At 71.8% G+C, this 25,824-nt stretch carries 22 protein-coding genes and 3 pseudogenes; 15 read left to right on the forward strand and 10 right to left on the reverse strand.

All coding sequences use genetic code 11. The annotated features are described in order from the left end of the window. Positions 1–69: 69 nt before the first annotated feature. Positions 70–3,027, forward strand: a complete 2,958-nt coding sequence (locus tag DXZ73_RS32590; RefSeq protein WP_116214550.1) for an AfsR/SARP family transcriptional regulator — start codon at positions 70–72, stop codon at positions 3,025–3,027. A gap of 99 nt (positions 3,028–3,126) precedes the next feature. Here the strand turns inward: DXZ73_RS32590 and DXZ73_RS32595 are convergent, their stop codons facing one another. The 3 genes from DXZ73_RS32595 to DXZ73_RS32605 are packed head-to-tail and all read right to left on the reverse strand — an operon-like array spanning position 3,127 to position 6,048. Then, positions 3,127–4,179 carry a basic secretory protein-like protein gene (locus DXZ73_RS32595; protein ID WP_116214551.1) on the reverse strand — a complete coding sequence of 351 codons (1,053 nt, stop codon included), beginning with the start codon at positions 4,177–4,179 and terminating at the stop codon, positions 3,127–3,129. Positions 4,180–4,219: 40 nt separating this feature from the next. Beyond that, the gene (locus DXZ73_RS32600; protein ID WP_116214552.1) at positions 4,220–5,131 is read right to left on the reverse strand and encodes a peptidoglycan-binding domain-containing protein; all 912 of its coding nucleotides are present in this window, start codon (positions 5,129–5,131) and stop codon (positions 4,220–4,222) included. Positions 5,132–5,166: 35 nt separating this feature from the next. Continuing rightward, positions 5,167–6,048: a CAP domain-containing protein gene (locus DXZ73_RS32605; protein ID WP_162890412.1), complete on the reverse strand. Its 882-nt coding sequence runs from the start codon at positions 6,046–6,048 to the stop codon at positions 5,167–5,169. A gap of 373 nt (positions 6,049–6,421) precedes the next feature. On the opposite strand from DXZ73_RS32605, the gene DXZ73_RS32610 reads away from it, so the two are divergent. Beyond that, complete coding sequence (locus tag DXZ73_RS32610; protein WP_116214554.1) at positions 6,422–7,444, forward strand: peptidoglycan-binding protein; 1,023 nt, start codon at positions 6,422–6,424, stop codon at positions 7,442–7,444. A 210-nt stretch (positions 7,445–7,654) separates the two neighbouring features. Here DXZ73_RS32610 and DXZ73_RS32615 read toward each other — a convergent pair whose 3' ends face one another. Continuing rightward, on the reverse strand, positions 7,655–8,041 hold the full coding sequence (locus tag DXZ73_RS32615; RefSeq protein ID WP_205519274.1) for a hypothetical protein: 387 nt from the start codon (positions 8,039–8,041) through the stop codon (positions 7,655–7,657). Positions 8,042–8,076: 35 nt separating this feature from the next. Between DXZ73_RS32615 and DXZ73_RS32620 the strand changes: the two genes are divergently transcribed. Continuing rightward, the gene (locus tag DXZ73_RS32620) at positions 8,077–8,463 is read left to right on the forward strand and encodes a hypothetical protein (RefSeq protein WP_240351824.1); all 387 of its coding nucleotides are present in this window, start codon (positions 8,077–8,079) and stop codon (positions 8,461–8,463) included. Between the two features lie 49 nt (positions 8,464–8,512). Here the strand turns inward: DXZ73_RS32620 and DXZ73_RS32625 are convergent, their stop codons facing one another. Further along, a complete protein-coding gene (locus DXZ73_RS32625) occupies positions 8,513–9,355 on the reverse strand; it encodes a hypothetical protein (protein WP_116214555.1) in 843 nt (280 codons plus the stop codon). Between the two features lie 87 nt (positions 9,356–9,442). Then, a complete protein-coding gene (locus DXZ73_RS32630) occupies positions 9,443–9,844 on the reverse strand; it encodes a hypothetical protein (RefSeq protein WP_116214556.1) in 402 nt (133 codons plus the stop codon). Between the two features lie 276 nt (positions 9,845–10,120). Between DXZ73_RS32630 and DXZ73_RS32635 the strand changes: the two genes are divergently transcribed. The 6 genes and pseudogenes from DXZ73_RS32635 (at position 10,121) to DXZ73_RS32660 (ending at position 16,609) form a co-directional block, all read left to right on the forward strand. Next, positions 10,121–12,973 carry an AfsR/SARP family transcriptional regulator gene (locus tag DXZ73_RS32635; RefSeq protein WP_162890413.1) on the forward strand — a complete coding sequence of 951 codons (2,853 nt, stop codon included), beginning with the start codon at positions 10,121–10,123 and terminating at the stop codon, positions 12,971–12,973. Positions 12,974–13,064: 91 nt separating this feature from the next. After that, positions 13,065–13,331, forward strand: a pseudogene (locus DXZ73_RS32640) (transposase); the annotation flags it as partial. Positions 13,332–13,351: 20 nt separating this feature from the next. Beyond that, positions 13,352–14,278: pseudogene (locus tag DXZ73_RS40685) on the forward strand (alpha/beta fold hydrolase); the annotation flags it as partial. Positions 14,279–14,860: 582 nt separating this feature from the next. Beyond that, a pseudogene (locus tag DXZ73_RS40690) lies at positions 14,861–15,133 on the forward strand (carboxymuconolactone decarboxylase family protein); the annotation flags it as partial. Positions 15,134–15,156: 23 nt separating this feature from the next. Continuing rightward, positions 15,157–15,798: an MBL fold metallo-hydrolase gene (locus DXZ73_RS32655; RefSeq protein WP_116216024.1), complete on the forward strand. Its 642-nt coding sequence runs from the start codon at positions 15,157–15,159 to the stop codon at positions 15,796–15,798. Between the two features lie 31 nt (positions 15,799–15,829). Beyond that, positions 15,830–16,609, forward strand: coding sequence for an exodeoxyribonuclease III (locus DXZ73_RS32660; protein ID WP_116214558.1), 780 nt, complete (start codon positions 15,830–15,832; stop codon positions 16,607–16,609). 24 nt (positions 16,610–16,633) lie between these two features. Here DXZ73_RS32660 and DXZ73_RS32665 read toward each other — a convergent pair whose 3' ends face one another. Beyond that, complete coding sequence (locus DXZ73_RS32665) at positions 16,634–18,469, reverse strand: SGNH/GDSL hydrolase family protein (protein WP_116216025.1); 1,836 nt, start codon at positions 18,467–18,469, stop codon at positions 16,634–16,636. Between the two features lie 148 nt (positions 18,470–18,617). Between DXZ73_RS32665 and DXZ73_RS32670 the strand changes: the two genes are divergently transcribed. Further along, positions 18,618–19,058, forward strand: coding sequence for a DUF6278 family protein (locus tag DXZ73_RS32670; protein ID WP_116214559.1), 441 nt, complete (start codon positions 18,618–18,620; stop codon positions 19,056–19,058). 18 nt (positions 19,059–19,076) lie between these two features. Here DXZ73_RS32670 and DXZ73_RS32675 read toward each other — a convergent pair whose 3' ends face one another. Then, positions 19,077–19,823, reverse strand: coding sequence for a GntR family transcriptional regulator (locus DXZ73_RS32675; protein ID WP_116214560.1), 747 nt, complete (start codon positions 19,821–19,823; stop codon positions 19,077–19,079). 219 nt (positions 19,824–20,042) lie between these two features. On the opposite strand from DXZ73_RS32675, the gene DXZ73_RS32680 reads away from it, so the two are divergent. Genes DXZ73_RS32680 through DXZ73_RS32700 form a run of 5 tightly spaced genes read left to right on the forward strand, consistent with a single transcriptional unit; the run spans position 20,043 to position 24,296 of the window. Then, entirely contained in the window at positions 20,043–20,786 is a 744-nt protein-coding gene (locus tag DXZ73_RS32680) for an amino acid ABC transporter ATP-binding protein (RefSeq protein ID WP_116214561.1), read from the forward strand. A 20-nt stretch (positions 20,787–20,806) separates the two neighbouring features. Continuing rightward, a complete protein-coding gene (locus DXZ73_RS32685) occupies positions 20,807–21,727 on the forward strand; it encodes a glutamate ABC transporter substrate-binding protein (RefSeq protein WP_116216026.1) in 921 nt (306 codons plus the stop codon). Next, entirely contained in the window at positions 21,724–22,368 is a 645-nt protein-coding gene (locus DXZ73_RS32690; RefSeq protein ID WP_116214562.1) for an amino acid ABC transporter permease, read from the forward strand. Before DXZ73_RS32685 ends, DXZ73_RS32690 begins: the two co-directional genes overlap by 4 nt. Then, positions 22,365–23,231: an amino acid ABC transporter permease gene (locus tag DXZ73_RS32695; RefSeq protein ID WP_116214563.1), complete on the forward strand. Its 867-nt coding sequence runs from the start codon at positions 22,365–22,367 to the stop codon at positions 23,229–23,231. The genes DXZ73_RS32690 and DXZ73_RS32695 overlap by 4 nt, the downstream gene beginning before the upstream one ends. A 48-nt stretch (positions 23,232–23,279) precedes the next feature. Continuing rightward, positions 23,280–24,296: an aldo/keto reductase family protein gene (locus tag DXZ73_RS32700; RefSeq protein ID WP_116214564.1), complete on the forward strand. Its 1,017-nt coding sequence runs from the start codon at positions 23,280–23,282 to the stop codon at positions 24,294–24,296. A gap of 72 nt (positions 24,297–24,368) precedes the next feature. Here DXZ73_RS32700 and DXZ73_RS32705 read toward each other — a convergent pair whose 3' ends face one another. Continuing rightward, the gene (locus DXZ73_RS32705; protein WP_116214565.1) at positions 24,369–25,565 is read right to left on the reverse strand and encodes a cytochrome P450; all 1,197 of its coding nucleotides are present in this window, start codon (positions 25,563–25,565) and stop codon (positions 24,369–24,371) included. Next, positions 25,562–25,792, reverse strand: a complete 231-nt coding sequence (locus DXZ73_RS32710; protein ID WP_116216027.1) for an MbtH family protein — start codon at positions 25,790–25,792, stop codon at positions 25,562–25,564. Before DXZ73_RS32710 ends, DXZ73_RS32705 begins: the two co-directional genes overlap by 4 nt. Positions 25,793–25,824 lie beyond the last annotated feature (32 nt).

Below are 25,824 nucleotides of genomic sequence, written 5' to 3' on the forward strand. Positions count from 1 at the left end.
CGCCCTCCTGTGACCTCTCGTCAAGAGGCCCTCACGCCAAACGGTCCTCACGTCATCCGGAGACATCCCATGCACCCCACTGTCTCTCCCGGCCACTCCTCCGGCGGCGGATCCGGGCGAACCGCCGCCTGCCGGTTCACCGTTCTCGGTCCCCTTCGCGTGCACGACGGGTCGGCCGAGGTCTCCGTCGGCGCGCCCCGGCCGCAGGCGGTGCTCGCGGTCCTGCTGCTGCGGGCGCGCACCCCCGTGTCCGCCAGGGAACTGATCGCCGCGGTCTGGGGCGACGAGGCCCCGCCCGGCGTGCTGGGGTCGTTGCGCACCCACGTCTTCACCCTGCGCCGGCTGCTGGAGCCCGGCCGGGCACCCCGCGCCTCCGCGCGCACGCTGCTGACGACGGGCGACGGCTACACCCTGCGCGTCGCCCCGGAGGACGTCGACCTGACGGTCTTCGAGCTCCGTACGGCCGAGGCACGGCGGGCCCGGGCCGCCGGCCGGCCCGAACGGGCTCGCTCGCTGCTCGTCTCCGCGCTGGACCTGTGGCGCGGCAGGCCGCTCGCCGGCGTGCCCGGCCCGTACGCCGAGGCCCAGCGCGTCCGGCTGGAGGAGCTGCGCCTGTCGGCCGTCGAGGCCCGCTGGGAGGCCGAGATCGCGCTGGGCGGGCACGACAACGCGCTCGGTCCGCTGCGCGCGCTGGCCGCCGAACACCCGTGGCGCGAGCGGGTCCACGAGCTGCTGATGACGGCGCTGCACCACGCCGGACGGCAGGCGGACGCACTCGACGTCCACGCGCACGTCCGCCGCGCGCTCGCCGAGGAGCTGGGCACCCGCCCGGGTCCCGGCCTGGAGCGGCTCCAGCAGAAGATCCTCACCGCCGGACCCGGGCGGCAGGCGGGCGACGCGACCGGGCCCCGGGCTCAGGCCCGGTCCGGCGGACCGGCCCAACTGCCCCAGGACACCGCCGACTTCACGGGCCGGAGCGACGAGGCCGACCGGCTGTGCACCGCGCTGGAGAGCGGCCGGATCGTCGCCCTCAGCGCCATCAGCGGGATGGGCGGCATCGGCAAGACCGCCCTCGCCGTCCACGTGGCCCACCGGATGCGCCACCGCTTCCCGGACGGGCAGCTCTACGCGGACCTGAGGGGAACCGACCCCCGGCCCGCGGAGCCCATGGAGGTGCTGGGCCGCTTCCTGCGCGTCCTCGGCGTCCGCGCCGGTCACCTCCCGGTACTGCCCGGGGAGCGGGCCGCCCTCTACCGCTCCCTGCTCGCCACCCGGCAGGTGCTCGTGCTGCTGGACAACGCCCGCGACCTGGCCCAGGTGCGCGACCTGCTGCCCGGCGCGCCCGGCAGCGCGGTGCTGCTCACCAGCCGCTCCCGGCTCGCCGGCCTGACCGGGGCCGCCCTGGTGGACCTGCGGCCCATGACGCGGACGGAGGCCCTGGAGCTGCTGACCCGGATCGTCGGCGGACGGCGCGTGTCCGCCGAGCCGGAGGCCGCCGCCGAGGTGCTCGACGCCTGCGGCCATCTGCCGCTCGCCCTCCGCATCGTGGCCTCCCGGCTGGTCGCCCGGCCGGACCACACGCTCGCGGAGACCGCCGCGCTGCTTGCGGACGAGCGGCGCCGCCTCGGCGCGTTCAGGGCGGAGGACGCCGCCGTGGAGACGACCTTCCGGCTCGGCATGGAACTGCTGGACGCCGAGCACGTCCGCGCCTTCCGGCTGCTGGCCCTGCCCGAGGTGCCCGAACTGGGCGTGCCCGCCGCCGCGGCGCTGCTCGCCCGGCCGGAGCGGGAGGCGGAGGAGCTGTGCGAGTCGCTGGTCGACCTGAGCCTGCTGGAGTCGGTCGCCCCCGGCCGCTACCGCTACCACGACCTGCTCCGGCTCTTCGCCCGGCAGACCGCGGTCGCCGAAGTGCCGGACCACGAGCGGACCGCCGCCCTCACCCGCCTGCTGGGGTTCTGCCTCGCCACCGCCCTCGACGCCCACCGGGCATCGTTGCCCGACGACGTGTTCCCAGGGAACGCGGCCCCGCCGCGTTCCGAGGGCCTGGTCTTCACCGGCCCGCAGGAGGCCACCGCCTGGCTGATCGACGAGCAGACGTCGCTCCTGGGGCTCGTCGAGCAGGCGGCGGGCGACGCCTCCCTGTCGCTGACCGTCTGCGCGGACCTGCTGCTGGCCGCGGACCCGCTCGGCCGCCTCGGCGCGCAGCCCTACGGCATCGAGCGCGCCGCCCGGATCCTGGCAGAGGCCGCGCGCGCCGCCGGCCACCGCACCGCGGAAGCACGTGCCCTGTACATGCTGGGCAGCTCCGTGCAGCACCGCTTCGCCATGCGGCTCGGCGCCCCCTCCCTGGACCGGGCCGTCGAGCTGTGCCGGGCGGCCGGGGACCGGACGCTGCTCGCCCACGTCCTGATCACACGGGGCGGCGGCGCGCTGGCCCTGCGCGACTTCACCGCCGCGCACGCCATGCTGACCGAGGCGCTGACCCACGGCAGGGCCCTGGCCAGCCGCGGCATCGAGGCGTACGCGCTCGGCTTCCTCGGCCTGGCCCTGCTGGCCACCGGCCGGGCCGAGCAAGGGCTGGCGCACTGCCGCGAGGCCGTCGCCGTCACCCGGGCGACCGGGGACGTCGCGGGCCAGGCCAACGCGCTGCACAACCTCGCCCAGGTCTGCCTGCGGACCGGGCGGACGTCCGAGACCTTCGACAGCCTGCACGAGAGCCTGCGCCTGTGGCGTGAGACGGGCTCCCGCTACCGCGAGGGCCTCCTGCTCGGCGCGATCGCCGAGGCCCACAACGTCTTGGGACGGCCCACGGAGGCCGCCGAACACGCCGCGCGGGCACGGGACATCGCCGAGGCGCGCGGCGACGCGGGCATCCTCGCCCGCGCCCTCGCGCAGCTCGGCCACGCCCACCGGGCACAGGGCGACGCCGACCGGGCCCGGGACCACTACCGCCGTGCGGAGAGCGTCTTCCGCGAGCTCGGCCTGCCGGACGCGGACGACATCGCGCGGCACCTCCAAGAGCTCTGACGCACGGCGATCGAGGAAAAAGGCCGCGTCCCCCGGCTGGGGGGAACCGGGGGACACGGTGCCTCGGCGGGACGGGGGAAGTCATCCCGCCGAGGGGACTCAGCGCTTGGGGATCTCGTCCCACAGCTGCTGAGCGGTCTTGCCCGTGCGGGCGCGCCACCACTGGTCGTCGCCGTCGTACGAGCCGTCGTGACCGGCCACGTTCAGCTTGCGGACGATGTCGCCGTCGTAGTGCGTGGCCACGTGGTTGAGGAAGTACGCCGTCGTCTTGTAGGCGTCGGTGTACTTGTCGGAGGACCGGACGAAGGGGAGCCCGCCGCTCTCGAAGTGGTAGTTGCGCACCCAGTCGGCCACGCCCTCCACGAAGTGCCCGGGCACGACGCGGTTCTGCTGGATGATGTGAACCTGCTCGTGGATGAGGAAGCCCGCGTCACCGGGGTTGCGGCGCACGTAGTCGGGGTTGACGCTCACCATGCCGCCGGAGGCGTAGGCGACGCCGGTGTTGGACCGGTCGAGCACGATCCGGTACTCGGCGGGCGCCGCGTAGGCGTCGCCTATGATCAGCGCGACCGTCTTGGGGAACCAGGTCTCCAGCACCGGCTTCTGCGCCTCGAGCCAGCCGGCCAGGTCGGGGGCCTGCCCGGCGTCCAGCGTGATCCGCACACCCTGGCCGCCCGGCTGCTGCGGCTGCGGGCGGGAGCCGACGGGCAGCAGCTCCCACCGCTGGCCGGGGTCGCCCCAGCTCGGGCTCCGCAGTGCCAGCGCGACGCCCTCGCCGACGGCCGTCAGATAGCGGTCGCCCTCGTTCCCGCGCACCGACTTGATCCGGTACCAGCCGCTGCCCGCGTCCTCGAACAGCCAGCGCTGGTTGGCGTCACCGTGCTCGGTGAACAGGTGGGTGACCCCGGCGCTGAAGTTGTAGTCGAGGACCATGGCCTGGCCGGGGCCGTGGGTGCCGTGGGTCAGCCCCGTCTCCAGCAGCCACGAGCCGTTGTCCTTGGCCCAGAAGACCCAGCTCTGCGCCTGCGACCCGTTGGGCTTCCAGCCCTGGATCCGGTTACCCGCCGTCGCCTGGCTGGAATTGACGTCGACGGTCAGGCCGTTGGCGGACCGGAGGGTGAACAACTGGCCGTTCTGTGGGGCGACAGACATGCTGCGGCACCTTTCGTAGAGGTGTGGAAGAGACAGGGGTTCAGCCGGCGACGCGGAAGCCGTGCTCCGCGCCCAGCTTCTCGAGGCTGGTACGGCCCGGGACGCCGTCGGCGTCGTCGCCCTCGTAGCCGCAGCGGCTCTGCCACTCGGCATAGGCGTCCTGGGTCCTGGTGCCGAAGGAGCCGTCGACCCAGTCGGCGGACAGCAGGCCCTCGGCCTGGAGGGCCCGCTCCACGACGAGCACGTCGTCGCGGTGGGTGGTCGCGCCCTGCGGGGCGTCCGGGTCGCTGCCGGCCGCGGCCACGACGTTCGCCAGGCTGACCTCGGCGGCTCCGGTCCCGGACGAGGTACGGGGCTCGTCGTCCGCGGCGGCCGGGGCGTCGCCCGAGCCCGCGGCGAGAATCGCCGAGCGGTCGACGGCACCCGGGTCCCAGTGGTCGTTGCCGGGGACGTTGGCGTGCCCGTAGTGGCCGCCCTCGGAGTGCCAGGTGTCGCTGTCCCGGCTGGTGGAGTCGGAGCCGTCGGCGGCGAGGTCGCCCGCCGGCCAGGCGTCCGGGACGCCCCAGGAACGGGCGGCGTCGAGCAGCGCGGCGAAGTTCGGCCCCGGCTGCCAGTAGTCGGTGAAGGGCTCGCTCGCCCGGGCCAGCACCTCGACCTGGATGCAGACCCTGCCGGTGCGATTGGTGCGGTCGTCGCCGTCGTTGCGCAGGGCGCGGGCGCTCTCGTCCAGCGGACCGAACTGGCCGATGCGGTCGGTCGTGGGGTCGTAGAGCACGTGCGGCTCGGCGCCGATCTCGATCAGGTAGTCGCCGGTGGAGTCGAACTCCGCGTCACCGGCCCCGCTCTCGGTGGTGTGCCAGACGATGCGGGGCGGCTCGTCGGGGGTGTCCATGTCGCCGCCGATGTCGCCGCTGCCCAGGCGTTCGGCACCGGGTATCCAGGTAATGCCCATGGGGGGTGTCCTCTCGGGTGTCCGTCTCGGTGCCGTCAGTTCGCGAAGGTCTGCGTCCAGCGGCCGCCGCTGCCGGGGGCGAAGGCCGCCCCGAAGCGCCGGAAGTCACGCCCGAGGATGTTGTTGCGGTGCCCCTCGCTGCGCATCCACATGTCCATGGTTCCGCGCACGTCGGAGCCGGTGGCGGCGTTCTCGGCCCCGGATGAGCTCTGGACGCCCGCGTCCTTGAAGCGCCGCGAGAAGTCGCTGCCGTCCGAGCCGACGTGGCCCAGGAAGTTGTTGCGCGCCATGTCGTCGGACTGGCGCTGGGCCGCCGCGCACAGCGCGCCGTCGAGCACCAGGCCCGGCAGGCCGACCTTCGCCCGCTCCTGGTTGACCAGGTTCAGCATCTGCTCGACCGCGGAGCCGCCACCGCCCGGCTGGGGCTGGGGCTGCGGCTGACGGCCGGGCTGCTGGCCCTGGCCGGAGGAGGAGGCACCCTCCAGCCGCCACCGCTGGGCGTCGTTGCCCGGGGCGGACTGCCACACGCCCAGGAAGCTGCCACCGCCGTCGGCGGTCAGATAGGCGTCGCCGCCTTCCGTGCGCAGACTCTTGAGGCGCACGTAGCCGTCACCGGCGTCCTCCAGCCGCCACAGCTGATTGGCCTGCCCGTGCTCCTTGACCAGGTGGGCCCGGAAGTTGGTGAAGTCGTAGTCGAGGACCATGGCCTGACCGGGGCCGTGGGTGCCGTGGGTCAGCCCCGTCTCCAGCAGCCACGAGCCGTTGTCCTTGGCCCAGAAGACCCAACTCTGCGCCTTGGAGCCGTTGGGCGACCAGCCCTGGATCTTCGTGCCCGGTGCCGTGTTGCTGTGGTCGACGTCGGCGACCACACCGGTCGCCGAGCGAAGGACGTACATCTGGCCGTTCTGCGGGGACATTTCTCTCTGCCAACCGTTCTGGAGCGCTGCGCATTTCTTCGGCGCGGCGTCGTGTGAATTGCTCTGGGAGTAGCCGAACTCTTTCGACATCCACCATGCTGTCGAGCCTTGATCTACGGCGGATCAACGCGAAATGAATTTCGATCAATGCGGATCAACGCGCCGATCAACGCCTCCCGGAAAAGCGTTCAACGGGAGTCCGGCAGGGCATGTCCGGTCTCGATGTGGCATGGTGATCGACAGCTCGCGTCCCACGTCGGAGGCGGTGCACGCCCATGCCGTGCCCGCTGCGCGCCATCGCGCGAGCTTTCATTCCATTGCGGTCACCGTTGCCACGGGAATGTTCATGCTCAAAATTCAGGAGGGGTAAACCATGTCCGGAGCCAGGGAATTCATCAGCGTCGCCCGGGAGGAGATCGGATACCAGGAGGGCTTTTCCGACGGGCACTGGGACAACGACAACAAGTTCGGCCGCTGGTACGGCATGAACGAAGAGGCGTGGTGCGGCATGTTCGTGAGCTGGGCCGCGGACCGCAGCGGGAACGGCGACATCGTGCCGCGCTACGCGTGGTGCCCTGCGGGCGTGGAGTGGTTCCAGGACCGCGGCCGCTGGAGCGCCTACCCGGCCGTCGGCAGCGTGGTCTTCTTCGGCCCCGGCGGCGGCTCGCACACGGGCATCTGCATCGCCTACACGGACGACGAGATCACCACCATCGAGGGCAACACCAACGACTCGGGCTCTGCCGAGGGCGACGGCGTCTACCTCAAGACCCGGCCGCGCAAGTCCTCCTACGTCTACGGGTACGGCGTCCCGGACTTCCCGGAGGGCGCCGTCGTGGCCGACCCCGACTGGCGGGGGCGCCCCGGCGTCGTCCACTTCGGCGAGCAGGCCGACGAGTCCGACATCCCGGCCGGCGGCGACACCTCCTCCCGGCCCGCCGACCGGGAGGAGGACCGGAAGGAGGACCGGGACGGGGGGACGCCGCAGGGCGGTGACTCCTCCCGCCAGGTCGTGATCGACGGTCTGGCCTACGGCCCCGGGAGCAGCGGCGAGCACATCACCCGCCTGGGAGAGACGCTGGTGCGGGCCGGCTGCGGCGCCTACAAGGAGGGCCCCGGCCCCGAATGGACGGAGGCCGACACCGAGTCGATGCGCCGGTACCAGGAGAAGATCGGCGACACGGGCGCCGACGCGGACGGCATCCCGGGCCCCCGGCAGCTGGCGCGGCTGACGGCGGAGTACGGCCGGGCCCGCACCGTCACGGTGCGGGAGGGCGACACGCTCTCGTCCATCGCGGCGGCGAACGACGTCCCGCTGTCCGAACTGGCGGCGGCGAACCCGCAGATCGAGGACCCCGACACGATCACCCCGGGCGACGTGGTCACGCTTCCGTAGCCATCGGCCGCCCGGGGGCGGAGCTGTGCCCCCGGGCGACCTCGCCGGGCCGGACCGGCAGGTCCCGGTGACGTACGCCGGTCGCGTGCCGGACGGCGTCGGCGACCGCCCTCGCGGAACTGCCCTGGCCGCAGTAACCGGCCCTCACTACCGTGCCCTTGTCATAGGGGCGGCCGAGTGGTGGGAGCGCGCGGTCGCCGGGCGAGTGACTCAGGCGGACCGGCCGACGTCGTCGAAGTCGGTGGAGGCCGACAGCTCGGCCCATGCCGGCATGTCGCGCTCGAAGGCGTCGCGTCCGGCCTGGACGAGCCGAAGCGCGTCGGTGCCGAGCAGCAGGCGCGTCGGCGGCCGGTCGGCCGCCACGATTCGCAGCACCGCGGCCGTGGCCTTGTCCGGGTCGCCCGGCTGGTGCCCGCCGCCGTGGATGCGCCGGGCGCGCAGCGGCTCGAACAGCTCGTCGTAGTCGGCGATCACACGGGGTGCGCGGATCATCGAGCGGCCGGACCAGTCGGTCCGGAAACTGCCCGGCTCGACGGCGGTGACATGGATGCCGAAATCGGCGACCTCCTTGCCGAGCGTTTCGAGGATGCCCTCCACCGCGAACTTGCTGCCGTGGCACCCACGCCCAGGACATCGTCGCCTCGCTCCGGCGCGACGCCGGCCGCCATCCCCACGATCCACTGCTGGCCGAACTCGTCGGCGAACTCTCGATCACGGATGAGGACTTCCGCCGCTGGTGGGCCGACCAGAACGTGTATCGGCACACGCATGGCAGCAAACACTTCCACCACCCGGTCGTCGGCCCGCTCACCCTCAATTACGAGTCCCTCACCCTGCCCGCCGACCCGGACCAGCGGCTGAGCGTCTACACCGCCGAGGCAGGCTCCAGCTCCGAAGAGGCGCTTCGGCTACTGGCCGCGTGGATACGGCGGCCCGAGACCTCGCACGGGCAGCACGCGGATCATTGGACGCCCGCCGGTCCGCGAGGAGCGGTCGGCCATAGCGGCCGCGTCCCATGAGCCGGGACGGGCGTTATGGAACACCGGCAGCGAGGCCGGTGCGCCGCCCTCAACTGTCCCGGTTCAGGTACTGGAGGAATACGGACACATATGTCCGATCGGCGGCTTGCGAGCAGGGAAATGTCGCCACGGCGGCATCGAGTTCCGATTGATGGAACTTCCGCCACTTGGGATTCTGGGCGGCCAGCGCCGCCAGTTGGTCCTGGGGCAGCACTCGGTCCCCACCCTGAATGCCGGCCATCATGGACGTGTATTCCTTGCGCAGGTCCGTGATGAGCGCGAGACGGGATCGCGCCGGATGACCGGCCGCCGCCGCACAGGATCTCCACGTCTCAAGTGCCGATCGGTAACGTCCGTCGTGTTGCACCTCGCCGTCCACCCGAGCCCACTCGGAGTTCGCCTCCGGGATTCCATATTCCTTCTCGGTCGTACGCTGTGAGCTGTCCACGCATCCGGGAAGGGCCGCATCGTAGGCCTTGAGGGAAGCGGCTGAAAGGGTCTTCAGGTAGCTCTTGGCCGCCGTGGTCTCAGGGGCGAAGTGGGGGAACACCGATATTCCGAACCCGTGCTCGCGCGCGTAGCCGAGGCTCGAAAAGTCCGATGCGTCCTCGACGTCGACCACGCTGTGCGGGTTCTTGGGCAGGTACTGGAAGCCGCGCGACTTCATGCAGGTGGATGTCAGGGCCTCCGTGCGAGCGGCAACCTCAAGGTCGAATTCTCCCGACTCCGACTGGCCGGAAGCACCTGCCAGGATCAGCACGAAACGGCGGGTGTTGGCCGCCGCCCGGGCCGTCTGGCCGTCGTCGGACGGGAAATACGCGAACCCCGCCGCGACCATCGCGGCAATGATCGCGGCCAGCGCGACCGCGAGGGTCTTGTGTCTGCCCAGCATCGTCCGGGCCTCCTCCTTCGGCCGGTGTGCCCTGGTGCGCTCCGAACCGGGGCGCACCAGGGCTTCCGCTGCCTGCTCAGGCAACTGTCACCAGTTGCTCAGGTCGACGCCCACCTGGTCGAAACCCCGGTTGTAGGTGCCGTTGCTGGTGCAGTCGTAGTGCGAGGAGTTCGTACCGTTGCGCGCGACGATCGAGGACTCGTACCAGTTCGCTCCGCCGTTGCCCCGGAGGCAGTGGACCATGTCCTTGCCGCCGTCCTGCCCGGATACCCAGACGAACGACTGCTGGTAGCGCTGGTAGCGGCTGTCCCAATTGTTCGCCACGAACTGGTATTCGCCGGTTCTGCCGGAGTCGTTGTACGCCTTGTGTTCCGTGACGTCGCCGGTCTTTATTTGTATCTGCGCCTCAGCGGTGCCCGTGGTGAGGCCGATCGCGGCGCAGCAACCTGCGACTGCCAGTGCGCCGAAGGTCTTCCAGTTGCGAGCCATGGTTGATGAGTGCTCCTTCTGTCGTTCTGCCGATCGGCAGTGGTGCGGCGGTGCGTGTGCGGCCGCGGGCGGAGTTCGTCTTCGGTGAGCCGTGCTGCAGAGGCTATGGACACCCATCCGTCGGCCGTCCTAGGTTCGTCCTAGCGCGAGGCAGGCCAGGGGGATCGGCGCTCATCGTCACGTACCAGGGGGAGCATGAGATTCGGCTTACTGGGGCCGTTGCAAGCCCAGATCGCCGGACGCGCGGTCCCGTTGAACGGGCCGCGGCAGGCCAAGATGCTGGCAGCACTTCTGATCGACGCCAACAACATCGTCGCCATGGACCGGCTCGTGGCCGTGATGTGGGACACGAACGCGCCCGCCACCGCGGTCCGCCAGGTCCAGGACGCCGTCTCCGGGCTGCGCCGCAACCTCGTCGCCTGCGGAGCACCCGGCTCCTTGATCAGCACGCGGCGCGGCGGCTACGAGATCCACCTGGCTCAAGATCAGCTCGATCTGCTGGAGTTCGACCACCAGCGACACCTCGCCGAACAGCACACGACCCCGTTCGAGACAGCGGTCGCGCTGCGGCGGGCGCTCGCTTGCTGGCGCGGAAACGCCCTGGTCGACATTCCCGGCCAAGCCCTGGAGATCGATGCGGCACGGCTGAACGAGAGACGCGCGGCCACGCGCAAACAGTGCCTGGCCATCGAACTCGACCTGGGGCGTCATCGAGAGGTCGTCGATGAACTGACCGCTCTGCTCCATGAGCACCCTTACGACGAGCAGGTCGCCGAACACCTGATGGTCGCCCTCTACCGGTGCCGAAGACAAGGCGAGGCGCTGCAGGTGTACGAGCGGCTGCGCCGGACACTGGCCGACGAACTCGGCGTCGATCCCACCCCGCCGCTGCAGGCGCTGCATCAGCGCATCCTGACCGCGGATCCCGCCCTGGCGGCCACGATCCCGGCAACTGGCCCCTCGGCCACGCCACCGGAGAGCCCTGCCCCGGCGGCCCCCGGGCCGGCAATGGCGATGCCGGTGCGTCAACTTCCCCTCGATGTCCCCGACTTCGTGGGCCGAGTCGACGCGCTGGCCGAGGTCGCCCGATCGCTCGACGTGTCGGCGTCGAACCGGGCTCCGGTGGCCGTCATCGTGGGCGGTCCGGGCGTCGGCAAGTCCTGTCTGGTGACGCACGCCGCGCGGCTGGCGAGCACACTCTTCCCCGACGGCCAGCTCTACCTCGACCTCGCCGGGACGTCGGACGAGCCGCGGGACCCGGCCCTGATGCTGGCCGAGGCGCTGCGCGCACTGTCGATCGCCGGCAGCGCGATTCCGAACGGCCTGCCCGAACGGGCCGCGCTCTATCGGTCGTTGCTGGCGGACCGCCGGATGCTGGTGGTGCTGGACGATGCCGGTCGTGCCGATCAAGTGCTGCCGTTGCTGCCCGGGGCCGACGGTTGTGCCGTGTTGATCACCAGCCGCACTCTGCTGACGCAACTTCCCGGCGCCCGGCCCATCGACCTGGACGTGCTGAGCCCGGCAGAGGCGCGGGCGTTGTTCACGGGGATCATCGGGCGACGGCGGGTCGAGCGGGAACCGGCGGAGGCCGACGCGATCCTCGAATGCTGCGGCAACCTGCCGCTGGCGATCCGGATCGCCAGCGCCAAGCTCACCGGCCGCCCGGCCTGGTCGCTGCGGGTGCTGCGGGAACGGATCGAGGACGAGTCCCGGCGGCTGGCCGAGCTGAGGATCGGGGATCTCAGCGTGCGCGCCAGCGTCGATCTGAGCCTGCGGCTGCTGCCGGCCGACGCGGTGCGCGCGCTGAGTCTGCTGGGTCTGCTCGGCGCCCACACCCTGCCCGGCTGGGTGGTCGGCCCGCTGCTGGACCGCTCGGACGGCGAAGAGGTGCTGGACACCCTCGTCGACGCCAGCCTGGTGCGGCTGACCGCCACCGACGCCCTCGGCGAGCCGCGCTACCGACTGCACGACCTGATCAGGACCTGTGCCATGGAGATCGCCGCACCGCTGCCGACGGCGGACAAGCGGGATGCGATCGTCCGGGTGCTCTCCGTCTGGCTCGATCTGGTCAGGCGCGGCACCGACCGGCTGCCGGGCGGGCTGCTGGCCGCTGCGCCCGGTTCGGCACCGCGCCGATCGCTGCCCGACGCGGTCGTGGACCGCCTCATGGCCGATCCGTTCGGCTGGTTCGACGCGGAACGCGACAACCTGCTCGGCGCCGTGAAACTGGCCGTGGACTGGGGCCTGGACGAGTCGGCCTGGGAGCTGGCGGCCGGCACGGCGACCTACTACGACCACCGGTGTCTGTATCAGGACTGGCAGCACGGGCACCGACTCGCGTTGGACGCGGCCGAGGCCGCCGGCAACGCGCGCGGGGCATCGGTGCTGCTGCGCGGACTTGGCCAGCTGCACATCTACCAGGACGAATTCGACCGGGCCACCCGGGCCCTGGAGTCCTCCATCGAGCTGTGCCGGGACGGTGGGGACAAGCTCGGCGAGGCGTTGTCGGTGGCGACGCTCAGCACGGTCAGCCGGGTACAGGGCCGTGACGACGAAGCACTCGAACGTGTGGAGCAGGCGCTGGCCATCGCGGTCGGTGAAGGCGACCGGCACATCGAAGCGCAGCTGTCCTGCTCCATGGCCGTGATGCGACTCATGCAGGGTCAACTCGAAGAGGCGGAGTCCTGGTTCACCGGAGCCCTGCGCCTGGCCGGGGAGCTTGATGACGAGCACCGCGTGGCCGTCGTGCTGCGGCGGTTCAGCCGGTTGCACGACCGGCGCGGTGATCCGGACGAGGCGCTGCGCTGCCTGGGGCAGGCGCTGGCCACCTTCGAGAGACTGGCTGACGAGCGGTGCGCCGCGTACACGCTGCTGGAAGTCGGCCGCGTGCACGCCGGTCAAAACGACCGGGACCGGGCGAGCCCGGCGTTGGAGCGCGCGGCGGGCCTGTTCCACCGGCACGGCGACCGCCAGGACGAGGCCACATGCTGGCAACTGATCGGCGACCTGGACGCCGCCGCCGGCCTCCACCACATGGCGCGCCAACACCGAAGCCGGGCGCTGCGGCTGTGGCAGATGATCGGCGAAATGAATCAGACGAATGCGCCGGCGCGACCATCGTCGCCGTGAAGCGCGTCCGCATCGAGCATCCGCGCGCCCTGGCACCAGGCAATCGATCACCTGAAAGGCGTCCGCTCCGTCCGCACCCACGAGGCCGCCGGCCGCGCTGTGCGGAGCCAACCCTGTCGAGCGCTCCTCCGGGGAGTCGGCACGCGGTGGGGACCGGCAGGCGAACGCCGCCCTGTACCGGATCGTGCAGACCCGACTGCGCTTCGATCCGCGTACTCAGGACTACTACGAACGCCGTATCAAGGAGGGGAAGACCCGCAACGAAGTTGTCCTGTGCCTCAAACGCTACGTTGCCCGAGAGGTCTTTCACCTGGTCCAGCCCACATCCTCACAGCCCCCGCTACAGGGGCAGCCGTGATACGTGAGAGGGTCTGGCGGGTGAGTGAGACACCGGCGAACACCCTGCAATACCGCTCTGACGGGCCAGAAGACGCTCCGGTCCTGGTCCTGGGGCCCGCGCTGGGTACCACATGGCATATGTGGGACCGGCAGATACCTGAGCTGACCCGCCACTGGCGCGTCCTCCGCTTCGATCTGCCTGGTCACGGCGGCGCGCCCGCCGAGCCCGCTCCGGCCGTCGGGGAGCTCACCGACCGGCTTCTCGCCACGCTCGACGGCCTCGGTGTCGACCGCTTCGGGTACGCGGGCTGCTCCATCGGCGGCGCGATGGGCGCCGACCTCGCCCTGCGCCACCCGCACCGGCTCGTCGCGCTCGCCCTGATCGCCGCCTCCGCCCGCTCCGGCACGGCCGACTCCTGGCATCAGCGCGGCAACACTGTCCGTACGAGCGGCATGGACCCCATCGCCCGGTCGGCGCCGGAGAGCTGGTTCACCCCGAACTTCGCGGGCGCCCAGCCCGCCATCGTGGACTGGGCCGTGCAGATGGTCAGCACCACCGACCCCGGCTGCTACGTCGCCGCCTGCGACGCGCTGGCCGCCTTCGACGTACGTGCCGAGCTGGGCCGGATCGGCGTGCCCGCGCTGGTGCTCGTCGGCGCGGAGGACCAGGTGACGCCGCCCGCCGACGCCCGGGTCCTGGTCGCGGGCATCCACGACGCGCGGCTCGCGGTCGTCCCCGGCGCGTCCCACCTCGCACCGGTCGAGGCACCCGCGGCCGTCACGGACCTGCTGGTCCGCCACTTCACGACGGCCTGGCAGCTGTCCACGCAGCAGGGCCTGACCCCGGTCACCTCACCGACGCCGCCGAGCCGGACCGCAACGCCCGCGCAGGGCCCCACGCCGGGGCAGGCGTTCGGCCCCGCGCCGGGCTCGGAGACGGGACAGCCGACCGGTCACGCGCCCGGCTTCCCGGGGCACGGCCCGGACGCGGGCGTCGCGAGCGAGGCCTTCGGCCACATGCCGGGCCGGACCACCGGCCCCGGGGGCCTGCCGCCGGGTCCCGCCCCGGCCCCGCAGCCGGGACAGCCGGCCGGTCGCGCGCCGGGCTTTCCCGCAAACGACCCGGGCGTGGCGCCGGGCCAGGCCCCGGGGTCCGGTCAGGCCCCGGGCTTCGCGGTGCCCGGGCGGGCAGAGGGGCGGACCGCCGGGCAGATGCCGGGTGCGACGGCCGATCATGCCGTGGGCCGCGCCCCGGGCCCGGGGCACGTCGCGGGCGCGGCACCCGGCCACCTGCCGGGCCCCGCCTCGGGGTACGGGTTCCCGCCCGCCCAGCAGCCCACCCCCGCGCCCGGCGGCGGCGCCCCCGTACCGCCCATGACCGGCGGTTTCGGGCCGCCGCCCACCCTGGAGCCGGAAGCCGCCGCTGCGACCGCCCCGGACCCGGACCCGTACGGGCGCGGCATGCGGATCCGGCGCGAGGTCCTGGGCGACGCCCATGTGGATGCCGCGGAAGCGGCCAAGGACGACCTCACCGGCGACTACGAGGACTTCGTCACCCGCTACGCCTGGGGCGGGGCCTGGGACCGCCCCGGGCTCGACCGCCGGACCCGCGCCCTGATCACCCTGACCGCCCTCACCGCGGGCGGCCACCTCGACGACCTCGCCCTGCACACGCGCGCCGCGCTGCGCTGCGGCCTCACCCCGGACGACATCAAGGAAGCGCTTCTGCACACCGCTGTCTACTGCGGTGTCCCCGCTGCGGGCGCCGCCTTCCAGGTCGCGCGACGCGTCATCGCGGAGGAATCGGCTCCTCCCGCGTAGCGCGGCGTAGCAGTATGGGGATCATGAAGCTGACCAAGAAGAGCCACGCGTGCGTCCGTCTGGAGAAGGACGGCCGCACGCTCGTCATCGATCCCGGCGCCTTCAGCGAGGAGGACGCGGCCGTCGGCGCGGACGCGATCCTCATCACCCACGAGCACCCCGACCACTTCCACGAGGACCGGCTGCGGGCCGCCCTGGACGTCAACCCGGCCGCCGAGCTGTGGACGCTGCGCAGCGTCGCCGAGCAGGTCTCGGCGGCCTTCCCCGGCCGGGTGCACACCGTCGGCGAGGGGGACACCTTCACCGCGGCCGGATTCGAGGTGGAGGTGCACGGGCAGCTGCACGCCGTGATCCACCCGGACATCGCGCGCATCACCAACGTGGGCTACCTCGTGGACGGTTCGGTCTTCCACCCCGGGGACGCGCTGACCGTGCCCGGCCGGCCCGTGGACACCCTGATGGTCCCGGTCATGGCCCCGTGGAACAAGGTCTCCGAAGTCATCGACTACCTGCGCGAGGTCGGCCCGCGGCGCGCCATCGACATCCACGACGCGCTGCTCACCGACCTGGCCCGGCCGGTCTACGACCGGATGCTCGGCCCCGACGGGCCCGGCGTGGGCACGGACCACACCCGGCTGGCACCCGGCGAGACCGTCGCGCTCTGACACTGTCGTACCCGGCCGTTAGGGTTGGCCCATGCGCATCGCCACCTGGAACGTGAACTCGATCACCGCCCGTCTCCCGCGGCTGCTGGCCTGGCTGGAGAGCAGCGGCACGGACGTGCTGTGCATACAGGAGACGAAGTGCGCGCAGGACGCCTTCCCCTTCGACGAGCTCCGCGAGCTCGGCTATGAGGCCGCGGTCAACGCCACCGGCCGGTGGAACGGCGTGGCCCTGCTCTCCCGCGTCGGCCTGGAGGACGTGGTCAGCGGCCTGCCGGGCGGCCCCGACTACGACGGGGCGCAGGAGCCCCGGGCGATCTCCGCGACCTGCGGGGGCGCCCGCCTCTGGTCGGTCTATGTGCCCAACGGCCGCGAGGTGGGTCACGACCACTACGCCTACAAGCTGCGCTGGCTGGAGGCGCTGCGCGACGCCGTCGCCGCGGACGCCGGGGCCGAGCGGCCGTTCGCGGTGCTCGGCGACTTCAACATCGCGCCGACCGACGAGGACGTCTTCGACCCCGCGGTCTTCGAGGGGGCCACGCACGTCACCCCCGCCGAGCGCGCCGCCCTCGCCGCCCTGCGCGACCTCGGCCTGTCCGACGTCGTGCCCCGCCCCCTGAAGTACGACCGCCCGTACACGTACTGGGACTACCGCCAGCTCTCCTTCCCCAAGAACAAGGGCATGCGCATCGACCTCGTCTACGGCAACGCCCCCTTCGGCGAGGCGTTCAAGGACGCCTATGTCGACCGTGAGGAGCGCAAGGGCAAGGGCGCCTCGGACCACGCCCCGGTCGTCGTCGACCTGGAGATCTGAGGTCCGGGCGCCCCGCCCCGCGCGTCAGATCAGCTTGCGCAGGTCGATCGAGTCGGCGAAGGCCCGCATCCCGGCGTCGTTGGGGTGCAGGTGGTCCCCGCCGTCGAAGGCCGGCCGCATCCGGTCGGGCTGCCGGGGGTCGCGGATGGCGGCGTCGAAGTCGAGCACCGCGTCGTACGCCCCGCCGTTCGCCCGGATGTGCCGGTTGATGGCGGTGCGCTGCGCCTCCGCGTCCGCGGTGCAGTCGTAGAAGCCGCCGCAGGGCGCGATGGTCGCGGCGACGAACCGCATGCCGCGCTCGTGCGCCCGCGCCGCCATCGCCCGCAGCGCCGGGATCACCTGCGCGGCCGTGGTGCCCGCCCGGATGTCGTTGACCCCCTCGAAGACGACGACGGTACGGGCCGAGGTCTGTGCCAGGACGTCGCGCTCCAGCCGGTGGTCGGCGCTGACCCCGCTCAGGATCGTGCTCGTGTTGTCGCCCGGATAGCGGTCGGTCACCACGCGGTTGCCGGAGATGCCCTCGTTCAGCACCCCGAACTTCGGCACCGAGTGCTGACCGCGCAGCCGCCGCCCCAGCAGGTCCGGCCAGCGCCCGTTGGCACCCGGCGTCGACCGCTCGCCGTCGGTGATCGAGTCCCCGAGCGCCACCACGGACCCCGCCCCGTCACCGACGTCCACGCCCGTCAGCAGCGGCCAGGAGTCGAGCTTCGCGGAGTACGCGCCCGCGCCGCGCTCGCCCGTGCGGTCACCGGCGCCGTCGGCCGTCAGATAGGACATCGAGTTGGTGTAGCTGTGCACGGGCAGCGCCCGGACCGTGCCCGGCAGGTGGATGCTCACCAGCAGGTCGGCGCCCTCGGGCACCCTGAACCCCAGCGGGTCGCTGAACTGCTGGGCGCCCGCGGGCAGTTCCGCCCCGGGCCGCCCGTCGAAGGTCAGCGCCCGGGGCGGGCCGGCCGTCGCCGCGCCGCGCCCCTGGAGGGCCACGGTGGCGTGTCCGATGCGGACCGGGCGCGGCGCGAAGGTGTTCTCCAGCCGGATCCTGGTCCGCGGCCCGCCCGCGCTGCCGTGCACGACCAGCCGCAGCGTCCGGTCGGTCCACGGCCCCACCGCGGCGTAACCCGAAGGTGAAGCCGCCCAACTGCCGGTCCACCCGTTCGTGGGACCCCGCAACGCCATCGAGAACACATGCAGGGCGGAGTCCCGCCCCGCCTCCTCCGGCAGCACGACCGACTCGACCTCGCGGCCGCGCGCGACCGGCACCGTCACCGCGTACAGCCGCGCGGTCTCCGCCCGTTGGCCCGTGGGGGTGTTCAGGTGGGGGAGTCCGACGGCCTTCGTCGTCAGGGGACCGCGCCGCCAGTCGGGCGCGGTCAGCCGGTAGGTGCCGCGGGAGCCGTCGCGGTAGCGGACGGTCCCCGTGCCGGTGACGTCCCCGCCCGGTGCGCCCTTGGCGGTGCCCGCGACGAGGAAGGAGAGCGCCTCCCCGCTGCCGCGCAGCCGCACGCTCTGGCCCGCGGCCCGCACGTTGTCCGGCTGACCTGCGACGGAGCGCGGCCAGCGGAGCACGGAGCGGTCGATGGTGAGGGTGCGGCCCGGACTCCAGCCGGCGGCGGAAAGGTCCTGGGCCGACAGGGCGTTGCCCGCGCCGTCGAAGTCGGCGTCGCCCGGCCGGGTGTTCCCGCCGACCGCCGTGTTGTCGAAGAGCCGCTCCAGGGGGAGCGGCTCCTGCCCGCGTTGCGCGGTGTCGGCGAGCGCCGGGGTGTTCGCTGCGGCAATGGCGCAGACGGCGCCCGCCGCGACGACCCCGGCCGCCGTCCACCGTCTGTGCCGTACCCCGCCGAGCCTCGATGTCCGGAGCATGTGAGTCATGCCTCCCAGCGTTCCCCGCTCTGAATGTGGCGGGATGAAGCTAAGGAGACACCTGGGGAACGTCAAGGAGGCCAACCGGCCACGTCGGGCGCCGCGCGCCTGTGGTGAGGCCATCCGCGCGAGTGCGATCCTTGCCGGTATGAACATTCCCTTCTTGGACAGTTGGCGCAAGCGGCACGCCCCGGCGCACGGGGTGGCGCTGGCGGACGCGGTCGACAGGGACCCGGAGGGCCTGGCCGAGCTGCTGTCGGAATGCGAACTGCTGCGCGCGCACGCGCAGTCGGCGGGGGTCGCCCTCGACGACTCGCCGACGTCCCTGGAGGCGCTGGACCAGCTCCAGCCGCGCTGGCGCGAGGACCCCGAGCTGCTGCCGTGGCTGGGCAACGACGCGGGGCTGTATCTGGGCACGGTCGTCGTGCGCACGGTCGAGGGGGCGGGCTGGTGGATCCGCTCCGACGGCCAGCCGGTCGTCCGGCTCGCCAACGGGCGGGAGATCGACGTGGTCGAGGCGGGCCAGGGCTGGGCGGCCGACGGCGCGCCCGAACTGTCCCAGCTCTACGGGGAGCTCGCGGAGAACTGACGGCCCCGCCACGGGCTTTCAGTTGACGAAGGGGATGTCGTACTCCAGCCGCCAGCGGTCGGCGCGGACGACGATGTCGGAGGTCTCCACCGCCCGGCCGTCGCCGTCGAAGTGGGTGCGCTCGATGACGGTGACGCACTGTCCGGCCGAGCAGCCGAGCGCCTCCGCCTCCGGCGTCGTCGCCGGGCGCGAGCCGACCAGCTCCTGCGCGCGCACGACCCGGATGCCGATGGCCGCCAGCCTGCCGCGCACGCCGCGCCGGGCGTAGGGCCCGCGCTCGGGCAGCACCACGTCGGTGCCCTCGGTGATGGCGAGCGGCTCCCAGCTGGTGGCGAGCTGCACGGGGTGGCGGTTGGCGAGGTACTCGTACTGCGTGCACAGCACCCGCTCGCCGGGCCCGATCCGCAGCCGCTCGGCGACCCGGTCCGAGGCGGCCGCCTCGCTGGACGACGCCTCCCAGGTCAGGGCCGTGTCCCGGGCCGTCATCCGGGCGGCGAACGGGGAGTCGACCGCGCCGGTCGAGCGCAGCAGGCTGCCCAGCGGCACCCGGTCGGTGACGAAGACCCCCCGCCCGAACTGGCCCTCCGCATACCCCGCGGCCTTCAGGACGCGCACCGCGCGGTCCACGGTCTGGTCGCTGGCCGCGTACGCGCGCTTGAGCTCGGACCGCGAGGGGATGCGGTCCCCCACGGCGAGCCCGCCCTCGTCGATGCGGCGGCGCAGATCGTCCGCGATGCGCTGGTAGACGGGCCTGCTGTCGCCCACCGTTCGGCTCCTTCCCCCTGGTGCCCTCCGACGCTGTACAGGCTAGGTACCCAGGCCGGTCTGCGTACCTAGGCCACGGCGGTGGGCGACCCGGCGAGGTCCGGGGTGCGGTCCCGGGTGAAACACCCACATGCGGGTGCTATTCCGGCAAACCGCCCGCGAGGGCGGTAACGTGCGCCGACAGCGTGTGTCCACCGCGGGACAGCGAGAGGGCTGGGTATGGCCGTCGATCCTCTGATCGAACTGCGGAACGTCAACAAGCACTACGGGAAGCTGCACGTCCTCAAGGACATCGACCTGACCGTCGGCCGGGGCGAGGTGGTCGTGGTCATCGGCCCCTCCGGCTCCGGGAAGTCCACCCTCTGCCGGACCATCAACCGCCTCGAACCCGTGGAGTCCGGCACCATCACCCTCGACGGCCACCCGCTGCCCGACGAGGGCCGGGAGCTGGCCCGGCTGCGCGCCGAGGTCGGCATGGTCTTCCAGTCCTTCAACCTCTTCGCCCACAAGACCGTGCTCGCCAATGTCTCCCTGGCCCAGATCAAGGTCCGCAAGCGCGGCAAGGAGGAGGCGGACAAGCGCTCGCGTGAACTGCTGGAGCGCGTCGGCCTGCTCGCCCACGCCGACAAGTACCCCGCCCAGCTCTCCGGCGGCCAGCAGCAGCGCGTGGCCATCGCCCGCGCCCTCGCGATGGACCCCAAGGCCCTCCTCTTCGACGAGCCGACGTCGGCGCTCGACCCGGAGATGATCAATGAGGTGCTGGAGGTCATGCAGCAGCTCGCCCGGGACGGCATGACGATGGTCGTCGTCACCCACGAGATGGGCTTCGCCCGCTCGGCCGCCAACCGCGTCGTCTTCATGGCGGACGGCCGCATCGTCGAGGACCGCACCCCGGAGGAGTTCTTCACCGCCCCCGAGAGCGACCGGGCCAAGGACTTCCTCTCCAAGATCCTCAAGCACTGAGAGGGCTGGTGAACGCGCCGATGCCGAGCCGTACGCGCCGCACGACCGCGGCCCTGGCCCTCGCCTCCCTCGCCCTGCTCGCCGCCGCCTGCGGCAAGGAGGGCAGCCCGCCTGTCAAGGGGCCCAAGCCCGACCAGCTGCCCGTCTACCACGTGGACACCGGCTTCCAGCTGCCCGACTCCGCCACCTGGCGGGCCGCGAAGAGCCGCGGCCACCTCGTCGTCGGCGCCAAGGAGGACCAGCCCTACCTCGGCGAGAAGGACCCCGCGACCGGTGTCTACTCCGGCTACGACATCGAGATCGCCAGGATGATGTCCGCCTCCCTGGGCTTCGACCCCAAGACCCTTCGCTTCCGCACCATCGCCTCCGCCAACCGCGAAACCGCCCTCCAGAACGGTCAGATCGACTACTACGTCGGCACCTACACCATCAACGACCTGCGCAAACGACAGGTCGGCTTCGCCGGGCCCTATTACATCGCCGGGCAGTCGCTGCTGGTGCGCAAGGACGAGAAGGGCATCGAGGGGCCGCAGGACCTGGCGGGCAAGAAGGTCTGCTCCGCGGCCGGTTCCACACCGCTCCAGCGCATCGAGCGCGACTACCCCAAGGCCATCGCCGTCGCCTACGACACCTACTCGATCTGTGTGGACAACCTCCTCAGCCTCCAGGTGGACGCCGTCACCACCGACGACACCATCCTCATGGGCTTCGCCGCCAAGGCGCCCGACGAGCTGAGGATCGCCGGGAAGCCGTTCTCCAAGGAGCCCTACGGCATCGGCGTGCCCCGCGGGGACAACGCCCTGCGCTTCGCCCTCGACGACGCCATCGAGGCGCACGAGAAGAACGGCGACTGGAAGAAGGCCTACGACGCGACCCTCGGCCTGTCCGGGGTGCCGGCCCCGAAGCCCCCGGCCGTCGACCGCTACGGGAGCACGTCATGAACGTCCTGACCGACAACTGGTCCCTCTACGGCAAGGGGCTGCTCGGCACCGTCGAACTCACCGTCTACGCCTCCCTGCTCGCGCTCGTCCTCGGCTTCGTGATGGCCTCCTTCCGCGTCGCCCCCGTGGGCTCGCTGCGCGTACTCGGCACGGTGTGGGTGGCGGTGCTGCGCAACACCCCGCTCACCCTGCTGTTCTTCGCGGTGCTGCTCGGCCTGCCGCGGTTCGGCGTCGTCCTGCCCTTCCAGCTCTTCGCGGTCCTCGCCCTCGGCTGCTACACCTCGGCCTTCATCTGCGAGGCCGTGCGCTCCGGCATCAACACCGTGCCGACCGGCCAGGGCGAGGCCGCCCGCAGCCTCGGGATGACCTTCACCCAGACGCTCGGCGCCATCGTGCTCCCGCAGGCGTTCCGCTCCGTCATCCCGCCGGTCGGCTCGACGCTCATCGCGCTCGCCAAGAACTCCGCGATCGCCGGGTCGTTCAGCGTCACCGAGCTGCTCGGCGCCTACAAGACCCTCAACGAGCTGGGCTACAGCATCATCTGGTCCTTCGTCTGGATCGCCGTCGGCTATCTGATCGTGACCCTGACCATCAGCGCGGTCTTCAACGTGCTGGAGAAGCGCTGGGGAGTCGCCCGATGACCACGACCGCGCTCTACGACGTCCCCGGGCCGCAGGCCCTGCGGCGGCACCTGATCTACGGCGTCGCGGCGACCGCCGTGATCCTCGGCCTCTTCGCCTGGTTCGTGTATCTCCTCTTCGACACCCACCAGTTCACGGCGCAGAAGTGGGATCCCTTCACCTACAAGGGCATCCAGGAACTGCTGCTGCGCGGCCTCGGCAACACTCTGAAGGCCTTCGCCTACGCCGCCGTGCTCTCCCTGGCCCTCGGCGGGGTGCTCGCCACGGCCCGGCTCTCCGAGCACCGGCCGGTGCGCTGGCTCGCCACCCTGCTCGTGGAGTTCTTCCGCGCGATGCCGGTGCTGGTCATGATCTTCTTCGTCTTCGTCGCCCTCAAGGTGCAGCCCCTGCCCGCCCTCGTCACCGGACTGACGCTCTACAACGGCTCGGTGCTCGCGGAGGTCTTCCGTACGGGCGTCAACTCCGTCGAGCGCGGCCAGCGGGAGGCGGCGTACTCCCTGGGCATGCACAAGACCCAGGTGATGACCTTCGTGCTGGTCCCGCAGGCCCTCCGGGCGATGCTGCCGACGATCATCAGCCAGCTGGTCGTGGCCCTGAAGGACACCTCGCTGGGCTTCCTCATCACCTACGAGGAGTTCCTGCACGCGGGCAAGCTGATCGCCAGCAATCTCGACTACGGGCTCCCGTTCATCCCGGTCGTCATGATCATCTCGCCGATCTACATCGGGATGTGCATGATCCTCTCCTGGCTCGCCCACTGGGCCGCCAGGCGGCAGCGCCGCAGCCCCAAGACCGAGGCCGTCGAGGTCGCCGACGCCGAGCCGGGCACGCTGCTGCCGGGTGCCGGAGCGCACCATCCGTGAATTCCCGTTCCCGCCGGACGGGCCCAACTCCGTTGCTAATGTGGGTTCATGGATTTCCGTCACCTGGGACGCAGCGGACTGATAGTCAGCCGGGTCGCCTACGGCAACTGGCTGACCCGGAGTTCTTCGAGAAGTGAGGAGACGGAACTCGCCTGTGTGCGGGCCGCGCTCGACGCCGGAATCACCACCTTCGACACCGCGGACGTCTATGCGGACGGCCTCGCCGAGGAATCCCTGGGCAGGGCGCTGAAAGGCGAGCGCCGGGAAGGGCTGGAGATCCTCACCAAGGTCTTCGCGCCCACCGGCCCGGGCCGCAACGACCTCGGCCTCTCCCGCAAACACATCCGTGAGTCCATCGACAACTCCCTGCGCCGGCTGGACACGGACCACGTCGACGTCTATCAGGCCCACCGCTTCGACCCCTCCACCCCGCTGGAGGAGACCATGGAGGCGTTCGCCGACGTGGTCCACGCGGGCAAGGCGCACTACATCGGGGTCTCCGAGTGGACCGCCGACCAGCTCAGGCGCGGGCACGCCCTGGCCCGGGAGCTGCGGATCTCGCTGATCTCCAGCCAGCCGCAGTACTCCGCGCTGTGGCGGGTGCCCGAAGGCGAGGTGATGCCCGTCTGCGAGGAGCTGGGCGTCGGGCAGATCGTCTGGTCGCCGCTGGCCCAGGGCGTCCTGACCGGGAAGTACCTGCCGGGGCTGCAGTGGCCGCAGGAGTCCCGGGCCCGGGACTCCAACGACGGCTCGCCGGTGCTGGCGCCCTGGCTCAAGGACGATGTCCTCGCCCGCGTCCAGCAGTTGCGGCCCATCGCCGACGGCCTAGGGCTGACGATCGCTCAACTCTCCCTCGCCTGGGTGCTCCAGCACCCGAACGTCGCCTCCGCGGTGATCGGCGCCTCCCGCCCCGAGCAGATCGCCGACAACGCCAAGGCGGCCGGGGTCCGCCTGGAGGCCGACGTCCTGGCCGCGATCGACGCGGCCCTCGCCCCGGTGGTCAGCCGCGACCCGGGCGCCACCCGGGACAGCAGCCCCACGGCCCCCGACTGGCGCCTCGCCTGAGGCACATGAACGAAGGGGGCCTCCTCGCGCCGGCGAGGAGGCCCCCTTACTTCTCCTGCTCCTACCCTGGCGTCACCAGACGACCGGCAGCTCCAGCAGGCTCCGCACCTGCATGCCGTCCTTCCATTCCAGCGATTCCGGCGGAACCGCGCACCGCAGTCCGGGAAGCCGCCGCAGCAGCGAATCCAGCGCCACCCGCAATTCCAGCCGGGCGAGCGGCGCACCCAGGCAGCGGTGGATTCCGTAACCGAATCCCAGATGCGGATTGTGCTCCCGCGTGAGGTCGAACCGGTCGGCATTCTCGAAGACCGATTCATCGCGGTTCGCCGACGGAATCGCGGGCAGTACGGATTCGCCCGCGCGCACCAGCGTCCCGCTCAGTTCGACGTCCTCCGTGGCATAGCGCGCGAAGGTCACATGGGAAATGAGCGGTACGAAGCGCATCAGCTCCTCGACCGTCCCGGGCATCAGCTCGGGCCTGTCTTTGAGCTGCCGAAGCTGTTCGGGGTGGGTGAACAGCACGTGCAGGGAGTCGATCAGCTGGGAGGAGACCGTCTCGTGCCCGGCGATCAGCAGCACGCTCGCCAGCTCCACGAGCTCCTTCTCGGAGAGCTTCTCCTCCTCGTCGCTGGCCTTGACCATGGCGCTGATGAGGTCGTCCTGCGGCTCCGCGCGCCTGCGCACCATCAGCCGCGCGATATAGCCGTGCAGCCGCTCGGTGTCCGCCTCGATCTCCTCCTCCGTCATCACCGTCGTGGCGGAGAAGGCGTCCAGCCAGCCGCGGAACTGCTCCCGGTCCTCGAAGGGCACGCCGAGAAGGTCGCAGACGACGGTGCCCGCGAAGGGCACAGCGAAGCCCTCCATGAGGTCGCCCGGTGGGCCCTCGGCGATCAGCGCGTCGATCAGCCGGTCGGCCTCCTGCTCGATGCGCGGGCGCAGCAGCTCGACCCGGCGCATGGTGAAGACCTTGGCCAGGAGCCGGCGCAGCCGGGTGTGGTCGGGGGAGTCCATGCCCAGGATGCTGGTGTGGATGGGCAGCGGGGTCAGGCGGGACTCGTCGTGCTCGGCGGCCAGCGCCCGGCTGAACCGGGGGTCCCCGAGGATCGTCTTCATGTCCGCGTGCGAGGTGACCAGCCAGGCGTCCTCGCCGAAAGGGCAGCTGACCCGTACGACGGGTTCCTCGGCGCGCAGCTTCGCGTAGAGCGGGTCGACGTCCAGGGCGACCGCTTCGTTGAACGGGTAGCTCAAGGGGGCGCGTTCGTCCTTCATGCGGACCGCACCTCCGAGAGCCGCGACTGGTGCTCGACGAGGCTCTTGGGCCGCATGTCGGTCCAGTTCTCCTCGACGTAGGCGAGGCACTCCTGCCGGGTGGCGGGGCCGCGGACGGCCGCCCACCCGGCGGGGACGGTGGTGAAGGACGGCCATAAGGAGTGCTGTCCCTCGTCGTTGACCAGCACGAGGAAGGTGCCCTCGGTGTCGTCCCAGGGGTTGTTCACGATGCTCGACCTTTCCGTGAAGGGTGCGAAGA

Source organism: Streptoverticillium olivoreticuli subsp. olivoreticuli, assembly GCF_003391135.1.
GTDB classification, from domain to species: Bacteria; Actinomycetota; Actinomycetes; order Streptomycetales; family Streptomycetaceae; genus Streptomyces; species Streptomyces blastmyceticus.

What these genes read in the sequence shown, in the direction of transcription:
- DXZ73_RS32590 (WP_116214550.1), top strand. Translation starts at nt 70, where the DNA reads ATGCACCCCACTGTCTCTCCCGGCCACTCCTCCGGCGGCGGATCCGGG.
- DXZ73_RS32595 (WP_116214551.1), bottom strand. Translation starts at nt 4,179, where the DNA reads ATGTCTGTCGCCCCACAGAACGGCCAGTTGTTCACCCTCCGGTCCGCC.
- DXZ73_RS32600 (WP_116214552.1), bottom strand. Translation starts at nt 5,131, where the DNA reads ATGGGCATTACCTGGATACCCGGTGCCGAACGCCTGGGCAGCGGCGAC.
- DXZ73_RS32605 (WP_162890412.1), bottom strand. Translation starts at nt 6,048, where the DNA reads ATGTCCCCGCAGAACGGCCAGATGTACGTCCTTCGCTCGGCGACCGGT.
- DXZ73_RS32610 (WP_116214554.1), top strand. Translation starts at nt 6,422, where the DNA reads ATGTCCGGAGCCAGGGAATTCATCAGCGTCGCCCGGGAGGAGATCGGA.
- DXZ73_RS32625 (WP_116214555.1), bottom strand. Translation starts at nt 9,355, where the DNA reads ATGCTGGGCAGACACAAGACCCTCGCGGTCGCGCTGGCCGCGATCATT.
- DXZ73_RS32630 (WP_116214556.1), bottom strand. Translation starts at nt 9,844, where the DNA reads ATGGCTCGCAACTGGAAGACCTTCGGCGCACTGGCAGTCGCAGGTTGC.
- DXZ73_RS32635 (WP_162890413.1), top strand. Translation starts at nt 10,121, where the DNA reads ATGCTGGCAGCACTTCTGATCGACGCCAACAACATCGTCGCCATGGAC.
- DXZ73_RS32655 (WP_116216024.1), top strand. Translation starts at nt 15,157, where the DNA reads ATGAAGCTGACCAAGAAGAGCCACGCGTGCGTCCGTCTGGAGAAGGAC.
- DXZ73_RS32660 (WP_116214558.1), top strand. Translation starts at nt 15,830, where the DNA reads ATGCGCATCGCCACCTGGAACGTGAACTCGATCACCGCCCGTCTCCCG.
- DXZ73_RS32665 (WP_116216025.1), bottom strand. Translation starts at nt 18,469, where the DNA reads ATGCTCCGGACATCGAGGCTCGGCGGGGTACGGCACAGACGGTGGACG.
- DXZ73_RS32670 (WP_116214559.1), top strand. Translation starts at nt 18,618, where the DNA reads ATGAACATTCCCTTCTTGGACAGTTGGCGCAAGCGGCACGCCCCGGCG.
- DXZ73_RS32680 (WP_116214561.1), top strand. Translation starts at nt 20,043, where the DNA reads ATGGCCGTCGATCCTCTGATCGAACTGCGGAACGTCAACAAGCACTAC.
- DXZ73_RS32685 (WP_116216026.1), top strand. Translation starts at nt 20,807, where the DNA reads ATGCCGAGCCGTACGCGCCGCACGACCGCGGCCCTGGCCCTCGCCTCC.
- DXZ73_RS32690 (WP_116214562.1), top strand. Translation starts at nt 21,724, where the DNA reads ATGAACGTCCTGACCGACAACTGGTCCCTCTACGGCAAGGGGCTGCTC.
- DXZ73_RS32695 (WP_116214563.1), top strand. Translation starts at nt 22,365, where the DNA reads ATGACCACGACCGCGCTCTACGACGTCCCCGGGCCGCAGGCCCTGCGG.
- DXZ73_RS32700 (WP_116214564.1), top strand. Translation starts at nt 23,280, where the DNA reads ATGGATTTCCGTCACCTGGGACGCAGCGGACTGATAGTCAGCCGGGTC.
- DXZ73_RS32705 (WP_116214565.1), bottom strand. Translation starts at nt 25,565, where the DNA reads ATGAAGGACGAACGCGCCCCCTTGAGCTACCCGTTCAACGAAGCGGTC.